The following is a 19,547-nucleotide window of genomic DNA, read 5'->3' on the forward strand; positions in this document are numbered from 1 at the left end:
TGCAGCCTGGTGGCGCGAAGCAACCGAGAATTTACGCAAGACAGTCAACTCACAGTAAAAACAAGGGTTTCCCCTGTATCGGTGCAAGGGGTTTCCCTGTATCGCCCGCAATGGGGCCGTGAGCGCCCACCGGACCGGGGGAACGGACTACGCCTCCGCCGCGTCTCACCGCCGGCCTGTCCCAACTCCGTTCGGGGGCATCGTGAGACACCACCACACCGGAGTCGGTTCGCTCACCGTAGCCGCACTCCCGACCCGCACGGTCCCCCCTCGCGGGCCTGGCGATCGACCCTCACCGTGGTCCCGTAACGCGTCGTACGCCTACGGCGGTCCCACGTCGACCAGCAGCCGCCACAGCCGCGTCTGCGGCCCGAACCAGTCCCCGCGAGGCCGGGTAGGCGGGCTGAGAATCCGCACCTGCCGTCGGATGCGCTCGCCGTGCCGGCTGAGGATCCGAAGGTTGGACGCGTCGCGGTGGTGATGGCGTGTGACCGCATGTCGAACTGCCGACGGAACTGACCGTGCGGCTCGCCACGGGCCCGGATGCCAGCCTGAGGTACTTCGCCACCGCACTGCCCGGCTTGCCGGACGAGAACGCTGCTCTCGCTGGCCGAGGATCCCGACCCTCGCGCCCGGGCCGCCATCATCGACGCCGGGAGCCGGCCCAGGCTGCGCCCTGAGGTTCGGGCCGCGGCCGAGGCCGACCCCGATCCCCGGGTGCGCAAGGCCGTCGCCCGCGCCACCCACATCGACGGACCCCTTCCGAGGACGGTCGAGGACTTCCTCACGGAGACGGACGAACGCCGCCGCGCCGCCGCTTTGACCCCACCCGTCGACGCGGCCCTGGCCGCCCTCCTCGTGGCCCACGAGGACGGTTCGATACGTCGCAGGGCCGCTGCCAACCCACACGTGCCGAAGGCGCTCGCCCTTGCACTGGCCGCCGATTCCGAGCCCTCCGTCCGTCTCGCCGTGTCCCTTCGCGCGGATGTGAGCGAGGAGCAGCGGGCGGCGATCGACCGCACCGTCCCCCCGGGCCGCCATCCGGTGCCGACCTGGGTGGCGGAACCGCTTCGGCGCCCCGGACGCACTGCGGGAGATCGCCGCCTCCAGCCACGTTCTGCTGCGCCGGGGCGTCACGTGGGCACCGGAGCTGCCCGCCGACGTGATCGAGCGGTTGGCAGCCGACGACGACTACTACGTCAAGCTGATGCTCTGCGAGAAGGACCATGCCCCGCACGAACTGCTTGTGGAAATGCTCGCCGACTGGGACGGGCTGAGCTGGGGCATGCTGGCGTACCGCCGCAACTTCGAGCGCCCCGGTCTGGCCCGCTTCGCGGACAACCCGAACCACGGCTGCGGTATGCGGCCCTCCACCCACGGGCCGAACCGGAACTCGTCGAACGGCTCTCCCACGACGCGGAGGACATGGTGCGCCGCCACGCAGCGGCCGACCCGCGCCTGCCCCTCCCAAGGCTCGTCGAACTACTCGGCGAGGACGGGATGCCTCGAGCGGCGGCCCGTAACCCCGCGCTGCCCGCCGAACTCATGCACCAACTGCTCGATGTCGCGGGCGTCACAGGGTGAGACCGAATCCGTATCTCGGGCCGTTTTCCTTTCACCGTCACGGTCGCAGCGCGCCTCGGGGCCCACCGGCCTCCGCTGTGGCGAGTGAGCACCCGATGTACGTCACTCTCCGAGCCGGCTGCCGTTGTGAACTTGCCCTTACCCTTGCCGGTGAAAACGACGGTCTTGGCCGCCTTGTCGTCCGTCTTGGCCTTGGGCTTGGTGCTGGGCTCGGCCGCGGCGGCAGGCTTGTCGCTGCTCGACGCGGAGGCGGCGGGCTTGGATGACGAACAGGGCGACGACGCCGAGACAGCCGAAGCTGGTGATCTTTCCGGCCATGGACTTCTTCGGCGGCTGCGGCTGGAACGGCGGGGTGCCGTAGCCCGGCTGCTGCTGGCCGTCCCAAGTGGGCTGCTGGGGCTGCGGAGGCCGCTGCTGGCTCATCGGGGAAGACCGTCCACCCCCTCCCGGCCCCTTCCGCACATCGCGCACCGTGTGGTCTCACGTTCGTAAACGTCTCCCGAGGGGTCCAACCCCCCGGTAGGGGGAGGGGGCGGATGAATCGGACACCCGGGGCGCGCCGCCCGCCAAACCGCCCCATACCGACCGTCCAGACGGCCAGGACCCCCACCGCCGCGGACGCCTTGGAGACGACCGCCGTCACCACGCTCCCGAGGACCACCAGCATGCAGCCGCCGGCGCTGTCGGCGGCTCATTCTCGGCGCTCGCGCCACGGCTCCGTACACGGTGGTGTCGAGCCGGTTCACGGCCTGCGCCAGTGGTACCGCGGCGAACCCGCCCACGCCCGCGCTGGTGCCGAGGCAGATGCCGCACCAGGTGCCGTGCTTGATGTCGCGGCCGCGCTTGGACTTCTTCGCGTCGGCGAGCAGCGCCACGGTGAGGATGAGTACGACGGCCGCGTCGGTCGCCGTAAGCCGCAGGTATGCACTACGGGGCCTCGTGCTTCCGACGTGCCCGCCGACGCTGTCCTGGCACCGTCCCCGACCCGCACCCTGCACACAGACCTAAACGGCTTACCCCCTGGTTCTGATCTGGGACCGATGACGAGCTGGTGGACGACTCGTTGAGCCGACATGATCGATGGTGCGACGGACTAGGTGATCGATTCGAAGGGTTTCCAGTGGTCGTAGGCGGTCAGTGCCCGCATGACGGGCTGGCCGCGCATGCAGCTAGCTCCCCTCATCCGGCGCCTTGGAAACGATTGTCTAGGCTGGCGCGGTGACTGATGAGCAGGAGCGGGCGCAGCCGTCGGGAGTGTGGGCCACGGCGGTGGGGGTGGCCAGGGTGCGGGCGCTGGAGACCCAGCGGGAGAACGCGCTGTTCCGTGACCCACTGGCACAGGCCTTCGCCATCGCCGGCGGCCTGTGGCCCTCCTCGCCGCCGCTGCCCGATGACGAGGCCGCGCGACGCCGCCGGCTGGCCGTGTCGTTCTCCATCGTCATCAGGACGAAGTTCCTCGACGACCTGTTGCAGCAGGCCTCCGCGTCCGGGATCCGGCAGGTCGTGCTGCTCGGCGCCGGCATGGACAGCCGGGCCTTCCGGATGGACTGGCCCGAGGGCACCCGGCTGTTCGAGGTCGACACCGCCGAGCCACTGGACTTCAAGGCTTCGGTGCTGCGCCAGGAGCGGGCCGTCGCACGCTGTGAGCGGATCACCGTCGCGGTGGATCTGCGTGAGGACTGGCCAGGCGCGCTGGCCGCCGCAGGGCACGACCCGGCGGTGCCGACCGTGTGGATCGCCGAAGGACTGCTGATCTATCTGCCCGAGGACGCGGTGGAGCTGCTGCTGGCCCGGATCAGCGCGCAGGCGGCGGCAGGCAGTCGGATGGGGCTGACGTTGGGCTCGCGCGGTGTGATCGAGCGTTTCGGTGCGGACGCCGTGCCGGGATCGGCGGCGTCCATGTGGGTCTCGGAGACGCCGGACGACCCGGTGGGCTGGCTGGCCGGGCACGGCTGGGAGGCCAGCTGCCACACCCTGCGCGAGCGCGCTGCCGCCTATGGCCGCCCGATCAGCACCCCGCCGCAGCGCGAAGAGCGGCCCGGCGGACTGATCTCGGCGGTCCGCCGGTAGAGCGCCTCCCGGTTCCCTGGATGATCGATTCAAGGGCGCCTGATGAGTGGAGCCAGGTTCATGCGCGGCGGGCCGGTCGTGCACGCACTGACCGCCCACGGCGATTGAAGTCCGCCCGAAAATGGCCTGGCTGGACGGTGTTGTGGTCGACCGTTTATTCGCGGCGAACGAAGCGCTGCCGCAGTTGAACGAGCTGCTGTTTTCTTCGGTCGAGGGCGTGTCGGTGGAATCGGTCGGGTGATCGACACGGTAGTCCGGGCCGAGGCCCGTACGACCGCAGGGCGGGCGGGCCTGCCGGGGTGGGGGTGCTGGTCGGGGCGAATTCACGGCTGGCTGCCTGCGGTTTCCTAGTGATCGGCCGACGCCGGGCAGGTTCGTCGCGGTGTCGTTGCGGGTGCGGAGGTTGGTCTGCGAGGAGAAGTCCTGCGAGCGCATGACCTTTGCCGGGCAAGTACCCGGTCTCACCTGAAGGTTCGGGCGACGGACCGGGCGGCTGCGGTCGGCGCTGGTGTCGGTCGGTCTTGCGCTCGCGGGCCGGGCCGGTGCCCGGATGACGGACGCCTTCAGAGTTCCGGTCAGCCGGAACACCCTGTTGAGGCTGAAGGACTCGCAGGCAGTGGCGGTGCTTGGCAACGGTCAACGGTCCGTTCGGCGGCCTCGCTCAGGTTGTGCCAGAGATGCCACCTGCCGGCGACCTGGACGGCCTGGGGCGCTCCGACGGTGGCGCCTTCCGCGAAGCACGGGGCACGGTCCCGGCAGACGACCTCGACGCCGGGCCGCTGGGCGAGCCACGCGGCCGGGCTGGACGCCTCCCGGCCTGGGAACAGATCGATCGGACGGCGGGTTATCGACGTCCACCAGGACAGTGCTGTAATGAAGGCCCTTGCGAGTGGCGTACTCGTCGACGCCAACCACCCGCGGCGCCGGTGCCTCCGGCTCGGGCAGAGTGTTGACCAGACGCAAGACCGTGCTCCGGCTCACGGACACGCCGAGGACGGCAGCCGGCCGAGCACCGGCCCGGCCGGCCAGGGCGAGCCCGACTGCGGCCAGGGTCGAACCAGCGAGTTCGCGCTTACTTCCGCACCAAGCGTCTCTGGGCCGACCCGCTCCCCGCGTCTTCGCCATCGCCCCGCACCGTCGTCGGTTGGATACTGCGGCACCCCGACTCCCTCACCGAGGTGGAAAAACTCCGACTCAAGGCAGCCTTGGCCCACTGTCCCGAGCTGGATGCGCTCACCGGAAAAGTCCGGTCCTTGCCCAGATTCTCACCGAGCGCCAGCGCCACCAGCTCCCTGAGCGGCTCGACGCGGTCCGCCGAGACGACCTGCCCGGTCTCCACACCCTCGCGCAGACATCGACCGAGACCGCGACGCCGTCATCGCCGGCCTCACCCTGCCCCGGAACTCCGGCGTCGTCGAGGGACACGTCAACCGAATCAAGATGTTCAAGCACCAGATGTTCGGACGCGCCGGCTTCCAGCTCCTTCGGAAGAGTGTTCTCCTGGCATGACTGGTGGCTGAGGCCGGCAGGCGTTTCGCAGAGACAGCCCTACGATCTCAGTTCATGACGATTCCCGACTGCTACACATGCAGCAAGGAAGCAGAGTTCGACCACCTACCACCACGCGAGTGCGCGGTGTACGACCAGCACTGGCGAGTGGCCCACGCCTTCGACACGGCAGTGCCCGGCTGGCTGGTGCTGCTGCCTCGGCGCCATGTTGCCGCAGTTCATGAACTCACCAACGCTGAGGCATCTGCCCTTGGGGTGTGGCAGGTCAAACTCTCCCGGGCTCTCCGCAGCATGACTGGTTGCGCCAAGACCTACGTCGTCCAATTTGCCGAAGCCGAAGGCTTCGCGCACGTGCACTTCCACATCGTTCCGCGCATGACAGATCTGCAACCGGAGCATCGCGGGCCGGGCATTTTCGAGTTGCTTCGGCGACCAGAGCAGGAGCGAGTAACGGCTGCCCAGGCAGACCAAATAGCCAAGTCTCTCCGAGCACAACTTCATGGAGGCCCGAACGCTCAGTAACCAGATCACGGAATTTGAGCCAGAACCACTTCTCGTGAACAATCGGCAAGCCGCTGCTGGAGGACCTGGCCGTGGCGCATCCCAGCGTGTCCAAGGTCTGGGCCGCCGGTGGCTACCAGAGCAGCATCTTCAATCATGGCGCCAGCCTGGGCATCGACGTGGAAGTCGTGCAGCGACCGCGGGCGAAGGGGTTCGAGCCACTTACGAAGCGGTGGGTGATCGAGCGGACCTTCGGCTGGTTGGTGCAACATCGCCGCCTGGCGCGGGACTACGAAGCCCTGCCGCAGCGATCCCGGACGGTGATCCACTGGGCCATGGCTCACACTCATGAGACCGGATCATGACATGAGCCCCGCACATCCAGGGGGACGACCAGAGGCCTTGCATCCCAACGTCAGCGCAGTGCCCTGAGTTGTCGATGGGTGATGAGGCAGCAGGCGAGTTTCAGGAACGCTTCGTGGATGTCGGCTCTCCGTTCCCACCGGATCCGCAGACGTCGTGCAACCAGGCAAAACTCCTCTCCGCAACCCAGCGGTAGATGCCCGGCCGGGTGCCTTGTCGGGCGCCGCGGCGGCCGATCGCGGGCACGATGCCGCGGGCGCGGACCCGGTCGCGGTAGATGTCGTGGCCGTAGCCGCGGTCGGCGAACAGCGAGTCCGGCTTGCGGCCGGGACGACCTACCCGGGACGCGGACCGGTGGGATCGCGTCGAGCAGGGACAGCAGCTGGGTGACGTCGTTGCGGTTGCCGCCGGTCAGCAGGACCGCGAGCGGGGTGCCGTGCCCGTCAGGATCAAGTGATGCTTGGAGCCGGCTCCGCCTCGGTCGACCGGCGAGGGACTCGTCTGGCTCCCCCTTTTACCGCCCTGACGTCGGAGGAGTCGACCATGCAGCGGGACCAGTCCAGCCGCGAGGCCGCGTTCAGTTCGGCCAGCAGGACCTCGTGCAACCGCTGCCAGATGCCGGCCTGGTTCCAGTCCCGTAAGCGTCGCCAGCACGTCATGCCCGAGCCGAAGCCCAGCTCCTTGGGGCAGGTAGTCCCACTGGGTCCTGGTGTGCAGCACGTACAGGATCCGACACAGCACCCGCCGGACTGGCAGCGGCTTGCGGCCCGGATACCGAAAGCGTCGCTCATGCTGCGGCAACAACGGCTCCAGGCGGTCCCACAGTTCATCCGAAACGATCCACGGCGACATCCTCCACCGGACCGAACGCTCAACTACCGTGCTGGACACGGCCATCAGGACCGAGCCACCTCGTTGTGTCAGAACGGCTAACACAATGAGTTGATCTGGCGGTGGATGATCAGGCAGCAGACGAGCTTGAGGAAGGCTTGGTGGATGTCCGCCCGTCCTTCCCCGCGGACGCGGAGTCGTTTGAAGCCGTGGAGCCAGGCGAAGGTACGCTCGACCAGCCACCAGTAGACGTCAAGGGCGCTGCCGTGGGGTGTGCCGCGGCGGGCGATGACGGGAAGGATCCGGCGGTCCCGGACCTGGTCGCGGTGGATGTCGTGGTCGTAGCCGCGGTCGGCAAAGACCGACTGGGGCTTGCGGCGGGGCCGTCCGGACCTGCCACGGACGGGCGGGACGGCGTCGAGCAGGGGCATGAGCTGGGTGACGTCGTTGCGGTTGCCACCAGTGAGGACGACCGCGAGCGGGGTGCCGTGGCCGTCGGTGACCAGGTGGTGCTTGGAGCCGGCCCGTCCCTACCTGAACCGCCTCTCCCGCTTCGGCAGGAGCAACTCGATCCGCTCCCACAAGTCATCCACACGATCCACGGCGAAGCCCCCATGCCCCGGACAACGCCGAACTCGCCGACCGGACACGGCCACCTGTGCCGAGGCTCGATAGTTGTCACCGGCGGAGCCGAAAAGGCCGGCAGAAGGGGGCGGGCCGAAGCAGCCTGGTTGTCACCTTGAAGGCAGGCTACTTGTCACAGACGCTCGGTGCCTTTCGATCCCTCACCTCGTGGTCCGCCGGAGGCTCGGGCTCGACGGCCGTACCGACATAGCGTGACGACACCAATCACGAGGACGCGCATGCGCCGTCTCCACGGGGTGGCGCCGCAAACCGGAAGCGCGTCACCAGGGAACCTCTCCCTCGTCGTTGAAGAAGCGGCCGGTCGGCCCGTCGGCCGATACGGTGGCCAGCCGGATCGCGGCGGCTGCGCCCTGCTGGGGGGTGCGCACTCCCCGGAAGCCGTTGAGGTCGGTCGCCGTGAAACCGGGGCAGACGGCGTTGATCAGGATGTGGGTGTCGGCCAGTTCCTTGGCGTACTGCACGGTGACGGCGTTGAGGAACGTCTTCGACGGAGCGTAGGCGATGGAGATGGGGCCCGTCTCGGCGCCGGGCGTGGTCTGGAGTGTGAGGGAGCCGACGCTGCTGGAGACGTTCACAATCCGCGGCGACGGCGAGCGGCGCAGCAGAGGGAGCAGGGCGTTGGTGACGCGGATGACGCCGATCACGTTGGTCTCCACGGCCGCCCGTACCCGGTTCACGTCGACCGTGGTGGGCTCCTGCGGTCCGCCGCCGGTGATCCCCGCATTGTTGACGAGCGCGTCGAGCCGCCCGGCCCGCTCCTCCATCAGCCGAGCCGCCGCTGTCACGCTGGCGTCGTCGGTCACGTCCAGCGGCACGCCGAACGCGTCGGCTCCGGCCGCGCGCAGCTTGTCCACAGCGGCCTCGCGCCGCTCCTCGTTCCGCGCGCCGATTCCGACGGACCAGCCGAGGGCGCCGAGCCCGGCGGCGATCTCGTACCCGATGCCCTTGTTGGCCCCGGTCACCAGCGCGACCTTGTGGTGGTTCACGGTGTTCGTCTCACTCATGACATCGATACTTCTCCCCCGCCGGGCAGGGCGTCCAAGACCGACTGGGTGGACGGCGATACCGCCCGGGTATCGCTCCTGGCCGTCCCGGTTAGGCTGGCGGGGTGGAGACACGTGAGCTGCGGTACTTCGTCGCGGTCGCCGAAGAGCTGCACTTCGGCCGGGCCGCGCAGCGGCTAGGGATCGCCCAACCTCCGCTGTCACGGGCGATCGGCGGGCTCGAACGGCGCCTGGGCACCCTCCTGCTGGAGCGCGGCAGCCGGGGTGTCGCCCTGACCGGGGCAGGGGCGGTGCTGCTGCGGGAGGCGCGGGCGGCGCTGGACGCCATCGAGGCCGCCGAACGGCGCACCCGCCGAGCCGCCCTCGCGGCGACCGGCCGCCCCGCCGTGGTCCTGGCCGCGAAGGCGGGCGCCTCCGGTGAACTGCTGGCGAAACTCCTCGACGCCTACGCCGCCGAGCCCGGCGCCGTCGCCGTGGACGTCGTGCTGTGCGGACCGGGCGAGCAGGCACGGTTGCTGCACGACGGCCGGGCCGACGTAGCCCTGCTGCATCGGCCATTCGACGACACGGCCGGCTTCGACACCGAGGACCTGCACTCCGAGGGTCAGGTCGCGATCCTCCCGGCGGGCCACGCTCTCAGCGCCCGCCCCCACGTGCGGCTCGCCGAGGTCACCGACCTTCCCGACCTGCCCCTGCCCCGCTGGCCTCGGCCTGACGGCACCTTCCCGGACGGCCCCGGACCGCAGGTGCGCGACCACACGCAACTCACCCAGCTCATCGCCCTCGGCCGCGCCTGCGCGGTCGTGCCGGAGTCGGGCCGCACCGGCCTGCGCGAGGACCTCACCGCCGTACCGGTCCCCGACGCCCCCCACGTCACCACGGTCATCGCCTGGCCCCCACACAGCTGCTCAACGGCGGTCGCGGGGCTGGTCCGCGCCGCCACCGCCCTGTGACCGACGGCGGTGAACGCCTGGACACCGTGCTGGATTTCGGGGACAGCGTCCGGTCTGCCATCAGCTCCCGACACATCGTGCGGTACGAGGTGACTGGCCTGCACCGGCGTTGCCGGAACCACAGCCAGGCTCCGACGCGAAGTGACAACAAGCCTGCCTTGGTGACACCTATCGCTCCTCGGCTCACCACCAGGACCGATCAGCTCATTGTGTCAGGCGTTCTTAGCGACTATAGAGGCCGATCTGGGATTCCATGAGCGCGTTGTCCAGAGTATCGCCGGCGGTGCCGATCAAGGCGTCGATGCCGGAGCATCGAAGGAAATGCGCGGTGAACGCGAAAGACGTGTACTGCCCGCATCCGAATGGTGAACCAGGCACGGTCCAGCGGGAGTTCCGGCATGGTCCTGGCGCCACAGGGCCATGTCGAGAGCGTCGGTGCAGACTTCGTAATCCACGCCGAACCCAGAAAGCCCTCACCAGTTCAAGCACCCAGCACGCGTGTCACCGACGTCCCGGGACCACACACCTTGCCGGAGCCCCAGTCATCGCCGACGGCGGCTACCCGGGCACCGGCCTGGTGATGCCGCATCGGCGAAGCAATGGCGAGGAACTACCCGACTGGAAACAGGCGCACAACAAGTCCCACAAAAAACAGGTCTGCGCCCGCGTCGAGCACGCCTTCGCGCGCATGAAGGGATGAAAGATTCTTCGCGACTGCCGACTCAAAGGAGACGGCGTCCACCACGCCTCTGAGTGGCAGCAGCTCGCCGCCTATTGTCCGCTATTCAAGGAACGGCCAGAGGTAGGCCACTCCCGCGATGCAGCCCGTGGCCGACCCGAGTATCCAGTACAAGGAAAAGGTGTTGAGAGGTACCTTGTCCCAAGGCTTCTGCTCCTGTTCCGCAATGTCGGATGCGACCCTTTTTGCGACCGGCACCAGCATGATGATGAACATCACCAGGGCGCAACTATAGAAATACAGGGTATGTGAGACGGAATAGCCTTTTATCGCGGCGTTGGGCAACAGGAATATCCAGCCGACCAGTGGGGCGATAAACATGCGCCGCTTCGCCTTCGGCGTCGGCATGCACCAGTACATTGCAGCCATGTAGACGACGGTGACGCCGGCCGCGATGAGCAACCAGCCGTCTGTGGTCAGGTGGGCAGGCATGATCGGGGTCCTCCCAGGGCGAAACACGAGCTGATTTTCCATGACGCGGAGTTACGGTCCCGCAGGGCGCTTATGCCGTTGAGGCATCAACGAAAGGGTGATAGCCATGAGCTTGGTGGCTCGTATCGCGAAGTTTGCAGGCAGCGTCGTCTCGGGTCGGCCTGCTTCGGGATCGAGTGGCGCCGGCAACAACTTCCTGAGGACTAGCACGGTCACAGCGACGGCCACCATCGAGACCACAGTCGCTATTTCGTAACCCATCATCCCCCACAACCGTCTCGGACCGTCATCACGATCGGCGGGCCATCCGCGGTGAGCAGTTCCAATCCGCTTCGTCCGCGCAGCCGGTCGGCATCATGGGAAGCCCTTCCTACGTCACGTGATGGCACCTTTCCCGCTGAACGTAGCCCCCAGCAACGCCCGCGCTGACCGAATCCCAGAAGGGCCCGGACTCGCGGAAGTGCCCACGTGCCGTGTGCCACTGGACTCCGGGGTAGGCACGGCGTAACGATCGCAGAGCAGCCGAGGTGAGGCCGCAGCGTTTGTAGCCTTCGTAGGACGTGGCGCCTCACCCAGCCAATCTTGCACAGATCGCAGACGATGTACTCGACCTCGAAAGCTGGGTCGGATTTGAAGTAGGCCGAGCGGATTCGCCAGCCTGTCCGCTCGTAGTACCCGGCGGGCCGGTCGACCCATGGCCTCGGCGGGGTAGCGGTCCGGTCGTAGTCGTAGGACTCGGGGAACACCCATCTGCGGAGCCGGTCACGCCAGGTCGGCTTGTCAGACCACTCCCGTACCCAATACACGTGGTCAGCGAGGCGCGCCACAGCACGGATCGCTGTTTCTCTCTCTGCCATGCGCTCTCCTGCCGAGTGAATGGAGTTGCCGTCGGTCATACCAGTAGTGAAGCGGGCGGTAACGCCGGTCGGTTCAGGCGCTCGCAGACGCGGCCCGCGCGCTGGTCACCCTACGCCGGACATCCCCGCGGTTGCGGGGAGCAGGTAGCCGTCAGTCCTCGACCCAGTTGATGATGGGACCATCCCCGCGGGTGCAGGAGCAGTTGAGCCGGAACCGTCCCGGCGTCGCAAACGGCTCCTCGCTGCGGCTGACTCAGGTTACCAGCGGCCAGGGCGTCGTCCCGCTGAACCAGATGTGCTGACCGCAGTCCCTCAGACAGGCTCCGGGAGCGAACCGAGATGCTTGATGACACGCTCGCGCAGAAGGACGTACTCTTCCCAACGGCGAGCCAAAGGGCCCGGAGGACGCTCGATGACACGAGCAGCCGTGACAGTTTGCCCACGCTCGAACTGCTCGCGCGTCAGGTCGAGTTCCACACCACTGGGCAACCGGTTCCACCAGTGGAAGCCATGCTGGGTCCCGTCAAGGTGCACTTCACCGACCACGAGATCGCCGCCGAAGACGTCGTTGACGATCAAGGCCGTGATGTCACAGTGCCCCCAGGCCGGGTTGCCAGGCTCCCAGTCGGCCTGGTCGTCGGGCGAGCAGGTATCAGCAGCCCAGCTGACACGCAGGGCCTTGTCGAGATCGAGCAGGTTCCAAGGGATCATGTCGCCAGCATTGCAGCCACCACTGACACCGGGCATGGCGCAGCCGCCAACAGACGGCCCGGTTGCCCCGCGCATGCACGAGCCGCCGAACAGGGGGCGAACGGTCATACCGGACAGGGAAATCAACTGTCCGCCAGCAGGGACTTGAGTTGTCCGCCCACTCGGATGTCCCACTGGCCGTGGACACCAACCCCGCGGTTGCGGAGAGCAGTAGCCGATCCCAGGCAAGAAACCGGGATGGCTGGGACCATCCCGGCGGGCGCGGGGAGCCGGGACGGCCCTCCTCGGCCGCCGAGACGACCCTCCTCGCGTGCGGGATCTGATGCTGGGTCTGCTGTCGGAGCTGCCACGCAAAAAACTGCCGGAGCATCGCCGAGTGGGCCCCAGAGGCCACACCGGCCGGCATGCAGCACCTGCTCGGCCTGGCCCGATGGGATGGCGACGCCGTGCGCGATGACGTGCGTGAGTACGTCCTGAAGCATCTACGCGACGAGGGTGCAGTGCTGGTGGCCGACGAGACCGGGGCGTGGTGAAGGGGACGCACACCGTCGACGTCCAGGGCCAGTACACCGGCACCGCCGGGAGGATCGAAAACGCGCAAGTCGCTGTCTACCTCGCCTACGCGGGACCGCGAGGCACACGGCGGTGGACCGGGAGCTGGACATCCCGCACTGCTGGACGCTCGACCTGGATCGCTGCCGAGCCGCGGGCCTGGACGAGGACACCGTCTCCGCGACCGAGCCGGAGCTGGCCGCCCGCATGATCGGCCGATTTCTCGATGCCGGGCACCGCGTCCGCTGGGTCGCGGCGGACGAGGTCTACGGCGGCAACCCAAAGCTGTGCTCCGCGCTGGAAGAGCGCCAGGTCGGCCACGTGCTCGCCGTCGCCTGCTCACATGAAGCCACCACCGGCGGGGGGAAGTTTTGCGCGGACGGATGCTGCTGCTGCCCATGCCTGCGCTCGGCAGGAGGCGGGTAGGGCGCGGGGCGGGAGCCTGCTTCGGCGCCGTGGCCGGCGAAGAGTTCGGGCAGGCGGGCGTCGATGTCCGCGAAGGCGGTTGGCAGGCCCGCCGTGAGGGAGGCGGCTGCCTGCGGGAAGCCGGCGCGGACGAGGCCGTGGATGGCGATGGCGGTGTCGTGGGGTCGGATGGATCCGGTGTGGTAGCCGTAGGGGCTGTAGCCTCCTGATGCACTGCTGAGGGTGCGCAGTCCGTGGTCGGCGTCCAGGTCGGGGGCGCTGAGCCGGGCTGCGAGCAGGGCGTTCTGCTCGTGGTTCAGCAGGCCGGTGTCGAGCAGGTGGCCGAGGGCTGAGGTGACCGAGTCGACCGGGCGGCCGTCACGGTCCAGGGCTACGGCCGGGTAGGGGCCTTGAGAGTCCTGCACCCAGAACCGCTTGCGGAAGCCTCCGGCCAGCCGCCAGGCCCACTCCTCTCCATTCGTCGGCTTCCGGGCGGCCGAAGGCTCGCAGCAGCGCGGCTCCGTCGTGCGCGGCCTCGTAGGCGTACACCTGTATCTCGGACAGGGCGATCGGCGGGGTGACGCGGCGGTCGTCGCGGTGGCGGATGGAGTCGTCGTGGTCCTTCCAGCCCTGGTTGGCCAGGCCCCTGCCGGTTTGGTCGACGGATTTGAGGAAGCCGTCGCCTCGCCGGCCTGCAGCAGATCCCCAGCGAGCTCTACGAGGCCGCCCAGCTGGACCGCGCGAGCCGCTGGCAGCAGTTCCGGCGCGTCACCCTGCCCGGCATCCGCGGCGCCCTCGTCTTCGTCGCCATGCTCACCTCGGTGCCGGCCATCCGTGTCTTCGACCAGGTCTTCGTCCTGGTCAACGGCGGCGGCCTGGACGAGGACGCCACCCGCACCGTGATGTACCAGGCGGTCACCACCGCCTTCAACAGAACAACATCGGCCAGGGATCCGCGATCAGCGTCGTCTTCTTCCTGATCGTCGTCGTCCTGACCCTCATCCAGCGCCGCGTCGTCCGCCTCGGCAACGAGGACTGATCATGACTGACTCAGTGATGGTCAGGGCAGGGCCGACGGAGGCCTCGCCGGGGGTCAGCACGCGTTGACACCTCAGCATGCGTCGGCCGATCGCATCGCCTCGGAGGAGGCGTCCGCGGCCACTGGCTTGGTGGCTCGGACGATGGCGGAGTGCATGCCGTCGGCGACCAGGTGGGTCGGGGTGAGCTCGATGTCGATGAAACCGGCGGCTTGCAGCCCTGCCTGGTATTCGGCGAAGGACAGGGCGCCTGCGATGCAGCCGACGTAGTCGCCGCGTTCGGCGCGCTGTGCGGGCGTGAGGGTGTCGTCGGCGACGACGTCGGAGACGCCGATCCGGCCGCCGGGCTTGAGGACGCGGAAGGTCTCGGCGAACACGGCCGGCTTGTCGGTGGACAGGTTGATTACGCAGTTGGAGATGACGACGTCGATGGTGTTCGCGGGCAGGGGGATGGCTTCGATCGTGCCCTTGAGGAACTCGACGTTCGTTGCGCGCGCCTTCGCTGCGTTGGCGAGGGCCAGGGCGAGCATCTCCTCGGTCATGTCCAGCCCAAACGCCTTCCCCGTCGGGCCGACCCGGCGGGCGGAGAGTAGGACGTCGATGCCGCCGCCGGAGCCGAGGTCCAGGACACGCTCGCCCTCACGGAGTTCGGCGACGGCGGTCGGGTTGCCGCAGCCGAAAGAGGCGGCGACGGCCTCCGCCGGCAGTGCGTCGCGGTCGTCGGCGGTGTACAGGGTCGAGCCGAAGTTCTTGTCGACCTCGACCGGCTGCGGCCCGCAACAGGCGGCGCCGCCCTTGGTGACCTTCACGGCCGCCGCGGCGTAGCGCTCGCGGACGGTTTCACGCAGGTCAGTGGACTGCTCGCTCATGACTCACTCCTGGGTGACGGGGCATGGCGGTGCCTCGGAACGGGCTTGTATTGACGTTCTTCGATGCAACCTTGCGCGGTGAATCGAAGAACGTCAACATAGAGGCATGTCGAAACAAGGGCTTGAGGTGATCGGCCAGGGCGCTGACGGCTGCTGCGAGAGGCTCGTGTCCGAACCTCTGGACGATGAGCGTGCGGCTCAGCTGGCCAAGGTGTTCAAGGCACTGGGGGACCCGGTCCGGCTGCGGCTGCTGTCGATGATCGCCTCACGGGAGGGCGGCGAGGTCTGCGTGTGCGAGATGACGCCCGCGTTCGACCTGTCCCAGCCGACGATCTCCCACCACCTCAAGCTGCTTCGCCAGGCCGGGCTCATCGACTGTGAACGCCGCGGCACGTGGGTGTACTACTGGGTGCTGCCCGGCGTCCTGGACCAGCTGGCCGCGTTCCTGACCATGCCGCAGAGCGCAGGAGTCACCGCGTGACCGCATCCCTCGGCCGCCGCATGGCCGCCGAAGCCGCCGGGACCGGGTTGCTGGTCGCGGTCGTCGTCGGCTCCGGGATCCAGGCCACCGAGTTGTCCCGGGACGTGGGCGTGCAGCTGCTCGCCAACTCCCTCGCCACCGTCTTCGGCCTGGGCGTGCTCATCCTGCTGCTGGGGCCGGTCTCCGGCGCGCACTTCAACCCTGCCGTGACCCTCGCGGCCTGGTTCACCGGCCGCCGCACCGCGGACGGGCTCACCCTGCGGGACGTCGCCGCGTACGTGCCCGCCCAGACCGCGGGGGCGATCGGCGGGGCGATCCTCGCCGACGCGATGTTCGCGAGGCCGCTGGTGAAGTTCTCCACCCACGACCGGTCCGCTGGCCATCTGTGGCTGGGGGAGGTCGTCGCCACGGCCGGGCTGGTCCTGCTGGTCTTCGGCCTGGGCAGGATCGGCCGCGCCTCGCTCGCCCCAGTGGGGGTGGCCTCCTACATCGGGGCCGCTTACTGGTTCACCTCCTCCACCTCGTTCGCGAACCCGGCGGTGACCATCGGCCGCGCCTTCACCGACACCTTCGCCGGCATCGCCCCCGCCTCCGTCATCCCCTTCATCGCGGCCCAACTGTTCGGAGCCGTGCTCGGACTGGGCGCCGTCGCGGTGGTCTACGGCCGTCCCGCTCCCGCCCGGGACGAGGCCGTCGTCCCGCACGGCGAACCCGAACTCGCCTCCTTCTGACCCGCCCCCTCTCGAGAAAGGCTCCTGCCATGAGCGCTCCCACCCCGCGTGCGTCGGTGCTGTTCGTCTGCGTCCACAACGCCGGCCGCTCCCAGATGGGCGCCGCCTTCCTCACCCACCTCGCCGGCGGGCAGGTCGAGGTCCGCTCTGCAGGCTCCGCGCCCGCGAACACCGTCAACCCGGCCGTGGTCGCAGCCATGAAAGAGGTCGGCATCGACATCTCCGCCCAGACGCCGAAGATCCTCACCACCGAGGCCGTGCAGTCCTCGGACGTGGTGATCACCATGGGCTGCGGAGACACTTGCCCGATCTTCCCCGGCAAGCGGTACGTGGACTGGCAACTGGACGACCCGGCAGGCCGGGGCGTGGACGCCGTGCGGCCCATCCGGGATCAGATCGAGCAGCGCGTGCGCGGTCTGATCGCCGAACTCGGCATCCCGGCAGCGGCATGACGCCCGAGCGCACTGCTGACGATCTACCAGCTGCACCCTGCGCCCCTCGAGCCGAGGCGATGCCACCAACCGCTCCCTAACCACCCGCGCCCTGCCAGCACCCGGCACCACCTGCACCAACTGACACCCGCCCCCTTCTTTCCCGCCCGACTGACATGCGAGGAACCACCATGACCACCACCGCACACAACCGGGTGCGTCTGCTCGTCCCTGCCGCCCTGGCCGTCAGCGCCACGACGGCCGCCGCACCCACCTCCTCCGCCACCACAGCCGAACAGTCGATCACGTCGCAGAGCCATCAGGCGCCCGCCAAGAGCCCCAAGGCGATGCTCGACGCCTGGCTCCGCCTCTGGAACGGCGACTTCACCCAGGCATCCGGCATCATCCCGCCGGACTTCACGCTCCACGCCGCGCTCCTCGACGGAGGGGACGGCAGCAGCATCCGCGGCGCGGACGGTCTGGCACGCCTGTGAGGGCGGGCCCCAGGCGCGGAGCGAGGCTGTCGCCGTCAATCTGCCGCGCTGAGCGCGTCGGCCGCCAACCGGAGCTCAACCCAAGGGATCGTCTCGCCCGGCAACACATACTCGTCGATCACTGCGAAACCGCGCCGCTGCGCGAAGCGGAGGCCGTCCCTGTTGGAGGCCAACACCACCGTCTCGATGGCCTCCGCGCCGAGTTCCCTCGCCTGCGCAAGACCACGCTCGTACAACTCTGCTCCGAAGCCCTGGCCGCGATGGTCGGGCAGCACGCGAGCGATGACGGTTGCCACCGGCGTCTCGCCCGTGGGCGGGCGCACTGTCGTGCAGCCGATGAGAGTGTCGTCGAGATAGGCAACTTCCAGAACGTTGTGCCCGGAACGCTCTCGCACCTCGTCAAGAGAGCGGTAGTGCGTGGGGATGACGAGGTTGTGGACATGCTGCCAGTCGTGGACCGTGGCGTCGCCGTCCACCTTTTCGATGCGAAGGCGGGACATGCGGCCAGCAAACCTGCAGGTGACGGTCCTCGTCAACAGGCACAGGATCCACAGGCCGAGTAGACCTGCCGCAATGTCGGCGATGGTGCAGACGGTGAGAGCCGTGCGCCGTGTGGCGGCCTGACGGCGCACGGAGCGGTCCGGGGCCGGGTGCTCTCCAGGCCGCGGTGGCCGGCCCGCACCGCTGGTGGGCACCTTCTCCGGCGCCGGGCTGCGGATCACGGTCGGCAGCCCCGGAGGCGAACGACCTGCTGATCGTGGCCCTGGAGGGCCTCATATCAGGTCGATGACGGTCTTGCGCAGGTGCCCGTAGACCACCGAGGTGCGAACGTCCGCCAGTTCCCGTCGTTCGGTCAGCTTGTCCAGGACCACCGAGTGCAGATGGTCCGTGTCGCGAACCGCCACATGGATGAGGAAGTCGTCGGTGCCCGTCAGCACGAAGACCGAGATCACCTCAGGCATCTGCGCCACGAACGCCTGGAACTGCTCGATGACCGCACGAGTCGGCGGCCGCACCCGTACGGCGATAATCGCCTGCAGTCCCCGGCCCAGCGAGGTGAGGTCCACCTCGGCGTGGAACCCGAGCAGCACACCGCGCTCCCGCAAGGAGCGCACCCGCTCCAGGCAGGTCGAGGGTGCGATCCCCAACTCCTGCGCAAGGTCCCGGTTGGTGCGCCGACCGTCTTGCTGCAGAAGTCGCAGCAGCGCCGAATCAAGTTCGTCCACGTTCCGTCACCTTCCATCAGTGCCGAATTATATTCGGCAAGCATGCCGTAACCGCCGTGCGATTGCTAGCATTCTCGCGATTGTTCCGTCTGTGATTCGTTTCTTCGCGGGGCGGGCCGGGCGGAGCCGGGGACTACGGGCGGAAGGGACGAGCGACGGTGGACGAGCGGAGGGGAAGGTTCTGGGCGATCTGTGCCGTCGTGGCGGCCGCGCTCTTTTGGAGCAGCTCCTATGCGGTGACCAAGCAGGTGCTGGCGGATGTCGGGCCACTGAGCATCGGGGCCATCCGCTTCACGATCGCCGCGGGCCTGCTCGCGGTCATGGTGCGCCTGCGCCGCAACCCGGCGGCGCGACCCGATGTCCGGCAGCGGCGCATGATCTACCTGAGCGGTCTGCTCGGCATCACCGCCTACTTCGTGCTGGAGAACATCGGTGTCGAGCTGTCGACAGCCTCCGACGCCTCCCTGATCGTGGCCACCTACCCGCTGATGACCATGCTCCTGGAACTGGTGGTCTTCCGGACCAGGATGCCGATGCTCCGGGTCGGCGGTGTGCTGCTCGCCACCGCGGGCGCCTTCCTGGTCGTGCGCAACGGAGCGCAGGTCGGAGGCAGCCGGCGCTGGCTCGGCGATGTCCTGCTGCTGCTCGGCGGACTGGTGTGGGCCGGGTACAACGTGCTGGCCAAGTACGCGGGCCGCGGGCAGGACTCCGTGAACCTGACCTACCACCAGACCGTGGCGGGCGCTGCCGGCTTCCTGCTCGCCTCGTGCCTGGAGATCGGCCACTGGCGGGCACCGGGCGGGACGGCCTGGCTGCTTCTCGCCTATCTGGCCGTGGCGTGCTCCGTCGGCGGCTTCCTGCTGTACAACTACGGGCTGCGCCGCATGACGTCGAGCGTCGCGGTCAATATCCTGAACCTGGTGCCGGTGTTCGGAGTGCTCGGCGCCGTGGTGATCAACAAGGAGACGGTCCGGTTCCCGCAGGCCTTCGGCGGCGCGATCATCATCGCCGGTGTGGTGCTCGGAGTGATCGAGCGCCGAACGGCCGTTCAGCGCCCCGCGGTCATCGAGTCGGCCCCAATCGGCGAGCGCGTCTGAACGGCCCGCGGACCACGTCCGGGCC

The 19,547-nt window shown here is 68.6% G+C and carries 18 protein-coding genes and 5 pseudogenes; 13 read left to right on the top strand and 10 right to left on the bottom strand.

Annotation, left to right across the window (positions count from 1 at the left end):
• Positions 1-1,162 precede the first annotated feature (1,162 nt).
• Both ACFYZJ_RS10590 and ACFYZJ_RS10595 read left to right on the top strand, forming a co-directional pair.
• On the top strand, positions 1,163-1,672 hold the full coding sequence (locus ACFYZJ_RS10590; RefSeq protein WP_388565296.1) for a hypothetical protein: 510 nt from the start codon (positions 1,163-1,165) through the stop codon (positions 1,670-1,672).
• Between the two features lie 1,166 nt (positions 1,673-2,838).
• Entirely contained in the window at positions 2,839-3,654 is an 816-nt protein-coding gene (locus tag ACFYZJ_RS10595) for a class I SAM-dependent methyltransferase (protein WP_388565583.1), read from the top strand.
• A 575-nt stretch (positions 3,655-4,229) separates the two neighbouring features.
• Here the strand turns inward: ACFYZJ_RS10595 and ACFYZJ_RS10600 are convergent.
• A complete protein-coding gene (locus tag ACFYZJ_RS10600) occupies positions 4,230-4,565 on the bottom strand; it encodes a transposase (protein WP_388565298.1) in 336 nt (111 codons plus the stop codon).
• A 652-nt stretch (positions 4,566-5,217) separates the two neighbouring features.
• Between ACFYZJ_RS10600 and ACFYZJ_RS10605 the strand changes: the two genes are divergently transcribed.
• Both ACFYZJ_RS10605 and ACFYZJ_RS10610 read left to right on the top strand, forming a co-directional pair.
• Positions 5,218-5,685: an HIT family protein gene (locus tag ACFYZJ_RS10605; protein ID WP_388565301.1), complete on the top strand. Its 468-nt coding sequence runs from the start codon at positions 5,218-5,220 to the stop codon at positions 5,683-5,685.
• A 71-nt stretch (positions 5,686-5,756) separates the two neighbouring features.
• Positions 5,757-6,029: a transposase gene (locus ACFYZJ_RS10610; RefSeq protein ID WP_388565303.1), complete on the top strand. Its 273-nt coding sequence runs from the start codon at positions 5,757-5,759 to the stop codon at positions 6,027-6,029.
• Between the two features lie 50 nt (positions 6,030-6,079).
• On the opposite strand, the pseudogene ACFYZJ_RS10615 reads toward ACFYZJ_RS10610, so the two are convergent.
• The 3 genes and pseudogenes from ACFYZJ_RS10615 to ACFYZJ_RS10625 form a co-directional block, all read right to left on the bottom strand.
• Positions 6,080-6,879, bottom strand: a pseudogene (locus tag ACFYZJ_RS10615) (IS5 family transposase).
• A 77-nt stretch (positions 6,880-6,956) separates the two neighbouring features.
• Positions 6,957-7,385 (bottom strand): annotated as a pseudogene (locus ACFYZJ_RS10620) (IS5 family transposase); the annotation flags it as partial.
• 378 nt (positions 7,386-7,763) lie between these two features.
• Positions 7,764-8,507: an SDR family oxidoreductase gene (locus ACFYZJ_RS10625; RefSeq protein WP_388565305.1), complete on the bottom strand. Its 744-nt coding sequence runs from the start codon at positions 8,505-8,507 to the stop codon at positions 7,764-7,766.
• 104 nt (positions 8,508-8,611) lie between these two features.
• Between ACFYZJ_RS10625 and ACFYZJ_RS10630 the strand changes: the two genes are divergently transcribed.
• The gene (locus ACFYZJ_RS10630; RefSeq protein ID WP_388565308.1) at positions 8,612-9,460 is read left to right on the top strand and encodes a LysR family transcriptional regulator; all 849 of its coding nucleotides are present in this window, start codon (positions 8,612-8,614) and stop codon (positions 9,458-9,460) included.
• Between the two features lie 231 nt (positions 9,461-9,691).
• Here the strand turns inward: ACFYZJ_RS10630 and ACFYZJ_RS10635 are convergent.
• Positions 9,692-9,834: pseudogene (locus ACFYZJ_RS10635) on the bottom strand (IS3 family transposase); the annotation flags it as partial.
• A 170-nt stretch (positions 9,835-10,004) separates the two neighbouring features.
• Here ACFYZJ_RS10635 and ACFYZJ_RS10640 point away from each other — a divergent pair.
• A pseudogene (locus tag ACFYZJ_RS10640) lies at positions 10,005-10,157 on the top strand (IS5/IS1182 family transposase); the annotation flags it as partial.
• 84 nt (positions 10,158-10,241) lie between these two features.
• Here ACFYZJ_RS10640 and ACFYZJ_RS10645 read toward each other — a convergent pair.
• Together ACFYZJ_RS10645 and ACFYZJ_RS10650 are read right to left on the bottom strand one after the other, a co-directional pair.
• On the bottom strand, positions 10,242-10,631 hold the full coding sequence (locus ACFYZJ_RS10645; RefSeq protein ID WP_388565310.1) for a hypothetical protein: 390 nt from the start codon (positions 10,629-10,631) through the stop codon (positions 10,242-10,244).
• Positions 10,632-11,800: 1,169 nt separating this feature from the next.
• Positions 11,801-12,199 carry a hypothetical protein gene (locus ACFYZJ_RS10650; protein ID WP_388565586.1) on the bottom strand — a complete coding sequence of 133 codons (399 nt, stop codon included), beginning with the start codon at positions 12,197-12,199 and terminating at the stop codon, positions 11,801-11,803.
• A 241-nt stretch (positions 12,200-12,440) separates the two neighbouring features.
• Between ACFYZJ_RS10650 and ACFYZJ_RS10655 the strand changes: the two are divergent.
• Positions 12,441-13,194: pseudogene (locus tag ACFYZJ_RS10655) on the top strand (IS701 family transposase); the annotation flags it as partial.
• Positions 13,195-13,887: 693 nt separating this feature from the next.
• On the top strand, positions 13,888-14,136 hold the full coding sequence (locus ACFYZJ_RS10660; RefSeq protein WP_388565587.1) for a hypothetical protein: 249 nt from the start codon (positions 13,888-13,890) through the stop codon (positions 14,134-14,136).
• A 131-nt stretch (positions 14,137-14,267) separates the two neighbouring features.
• Here the strand turns inward: ACFYZJ_RS10660 and arsM are convergent, their stop codons facing one another.
• Positions 14,268-15,062, bottom strand: a complete 795-nt coding sequence (arsM, locus tag ACFYZJ_RS10665) for an arsenite methyltransferase (RefSeq protein WP_388565312.1) — start codon at positions 15,060-15,062, stop codon at positions 14,268-14,270.
• Between the two features lie 106 nt (positions 15,063-15,168).
• Here arsM and ACFYZJ_RS10670 point away from each other — a divergent pair, with 106 nt between their 5' ends.
• The 4 genes from ACFYZJ_RS10670 (at position 15,169) to ACFYZJ_RS10685 (ending at position 17,199) form a co-directional block, all read left to right on the top strand.
• Positions 15,169-15,543 (top strand): ArsR/SmtB family transcription factor, encoded by a 375-nt coding sequence (locus ACFYZJ_RS10670; protein WP_388565314.1) that lies wholly within the window; start codon positions 15,169-15,171, stop codon positions 15,541-15,543.
• Positions 15,540-16,274, top strand: a complete 735-nt coding sequence (locus tag ACFYZJ_RS10675) for an aquaporin (RefSeq protein ID WP_388565317.1) — start codon at positions 15,540-15,542, stop codon at positions 16,272-16,274. Before ACFYZJ_RS10670 ends, ACFYZJ_RS10675 begins: the two co-directional genes overlap by 4 nt.
• Before the next feature lie 29 nt (positions 16,275-16,303).
• A complete protein-coding gene (locus ACFYZJ_RS10680) occupies positions 16,304-16,726 on the top strand; it encodes an arsenate reductase ArsC (protein WP_388565319.1) in 423 nt (140 codons plus the stop codon).
• Between the two features lie 170 nt (positions 16,727-16,896).
• Positions 16,897-17,199, top strand: a complete 303-nt coding sequence (locus ACFYZJ_RS10685; RefSeq protein WP_388565322.1) for a hypothetical protein — start codon at positions 16,897-16,899, stop codon at positions 17,197-17,199.
• Positions 17,200-17,234: 35 nt separating this feature from the next.
• On the opposite strand, the gene ACFYZJ_RS10690 is transcribed toward ACFYZJ_RS10685, so the two are convergent.
• Complete coding sequence (locus tag ACFYZJ_RS10690; RefSeq protein WP_388565324.1) at positions 17,235-17,831, bottom strand: GNAT family N-acetyltransferase; 597 nt, start codon at positions 17,829-17,831, stop codon at positions 17,235-17,237.
• A gap of 141 nt (positions 17,832-17,972) precedes the next feature.
• The gene (locus ACFYZJ_RS10695) at positions 17,973-18,425 is read right to left on the bottom strand and encodes an Lrp/AsnC family transcriptional regulator (protein WP_388565327.1); all 453 of its coding nucleotides are present in this window, start codon (positions 18,423-18,425) and stop codon (positions 17,973-17,975) included.
• Between the two features lie 158 nt (positions 18,426-18,583).
• Between ACFYZJ_RS10695 and ACFYZJ_RS10700 the strand changes: the two genes are divergently transcribed.
• Positions 18,584-19,522, top strand: coding sequence for a DMT family transporter (locus tag ACFYZJ_RS10700; RefSeq protein ID WP_388565329.1), 939 nt, complete (start codon positions 18,584-18,586; stop codon positions 19,520-19,522).
• Positions 19,523-19,547 lie beyond the last annotated feature (25 nt).

The sequence above is a fragment of the Streptomyces sp. NPDC001848 genome, from assembly GCF_042891915.1.
Classification (GTDB): domain Bacteria; phylum Actinomycetota; class Actinomycetes; order Streptomycetales; family Streptomycetaceae; genus Streptomyces.

What these genes read in the sequence shown, in the direction of transcription:
- ACFYZJ_RS10625 (WP_388565305.1), bottom strand. Translation starts at nt 8,507, where the DNA reads ATGAGTGAGACGAACACCGTGAACCACCACAAGGTCGCGCTGGTGACC.
- ACFYZJ_RS10605 (WP_388565301.1), top strand. Translation starts at nt 5,218, where the DNA reads ATGACGATTCCCGACTGCTACACATGCAGCAAGGAAGCAGAGTTCGAC.
- ACFYZJ_RS10680 (WP_388565319.1), top strand. Translation starts at nt 16,304, where the DNA reads ATGAGCGCTCCCACCCCGCGTGCGTCGGTGCTGTTCGTCTGCGTCCAC.
- ACFYZJ_RS10670 (WP_388565314.1), top strand. Translation starts at nt 15,169, where the DNA reads ATGTCGAAACAAGGGCTTGAGGTGATCGGCCAGGGCGCTGACGGCTGC.
- ACFYZJ_RS10645 (WP_388565310.1), bottom strand. Translation starts at nt 10,631, where the DNA reads ATGCCTGCCCACCTGACCACAGACGGCTGGTTGCTCATCGCGGCCGGC.
- ACFYZJ_RS10685 (WP_388565322.1), top strand. Translation starts at nt 16,897, where the DNA reads ATGACCACCACCGCACACAACCGGGTGCGTCTGCTCGTCCCTGCCGCC.
- arsM (WP_388565312.1), bottom strand. Translation starts at nt 15,062, where the DNA reads ATGAGCGAGCAGTCCACTGACCTGCGTGAAACCGTCCGCGAGCGCTAC.
- ACFYZJ_RS10650 (WP_388565586.1), bottom strand. Translation starts at nt 12,199, where the DNA reads ATGATCCCTTGGAACCTGCTCGATCTCGACAAGGCCCTGCGTGTCAGC.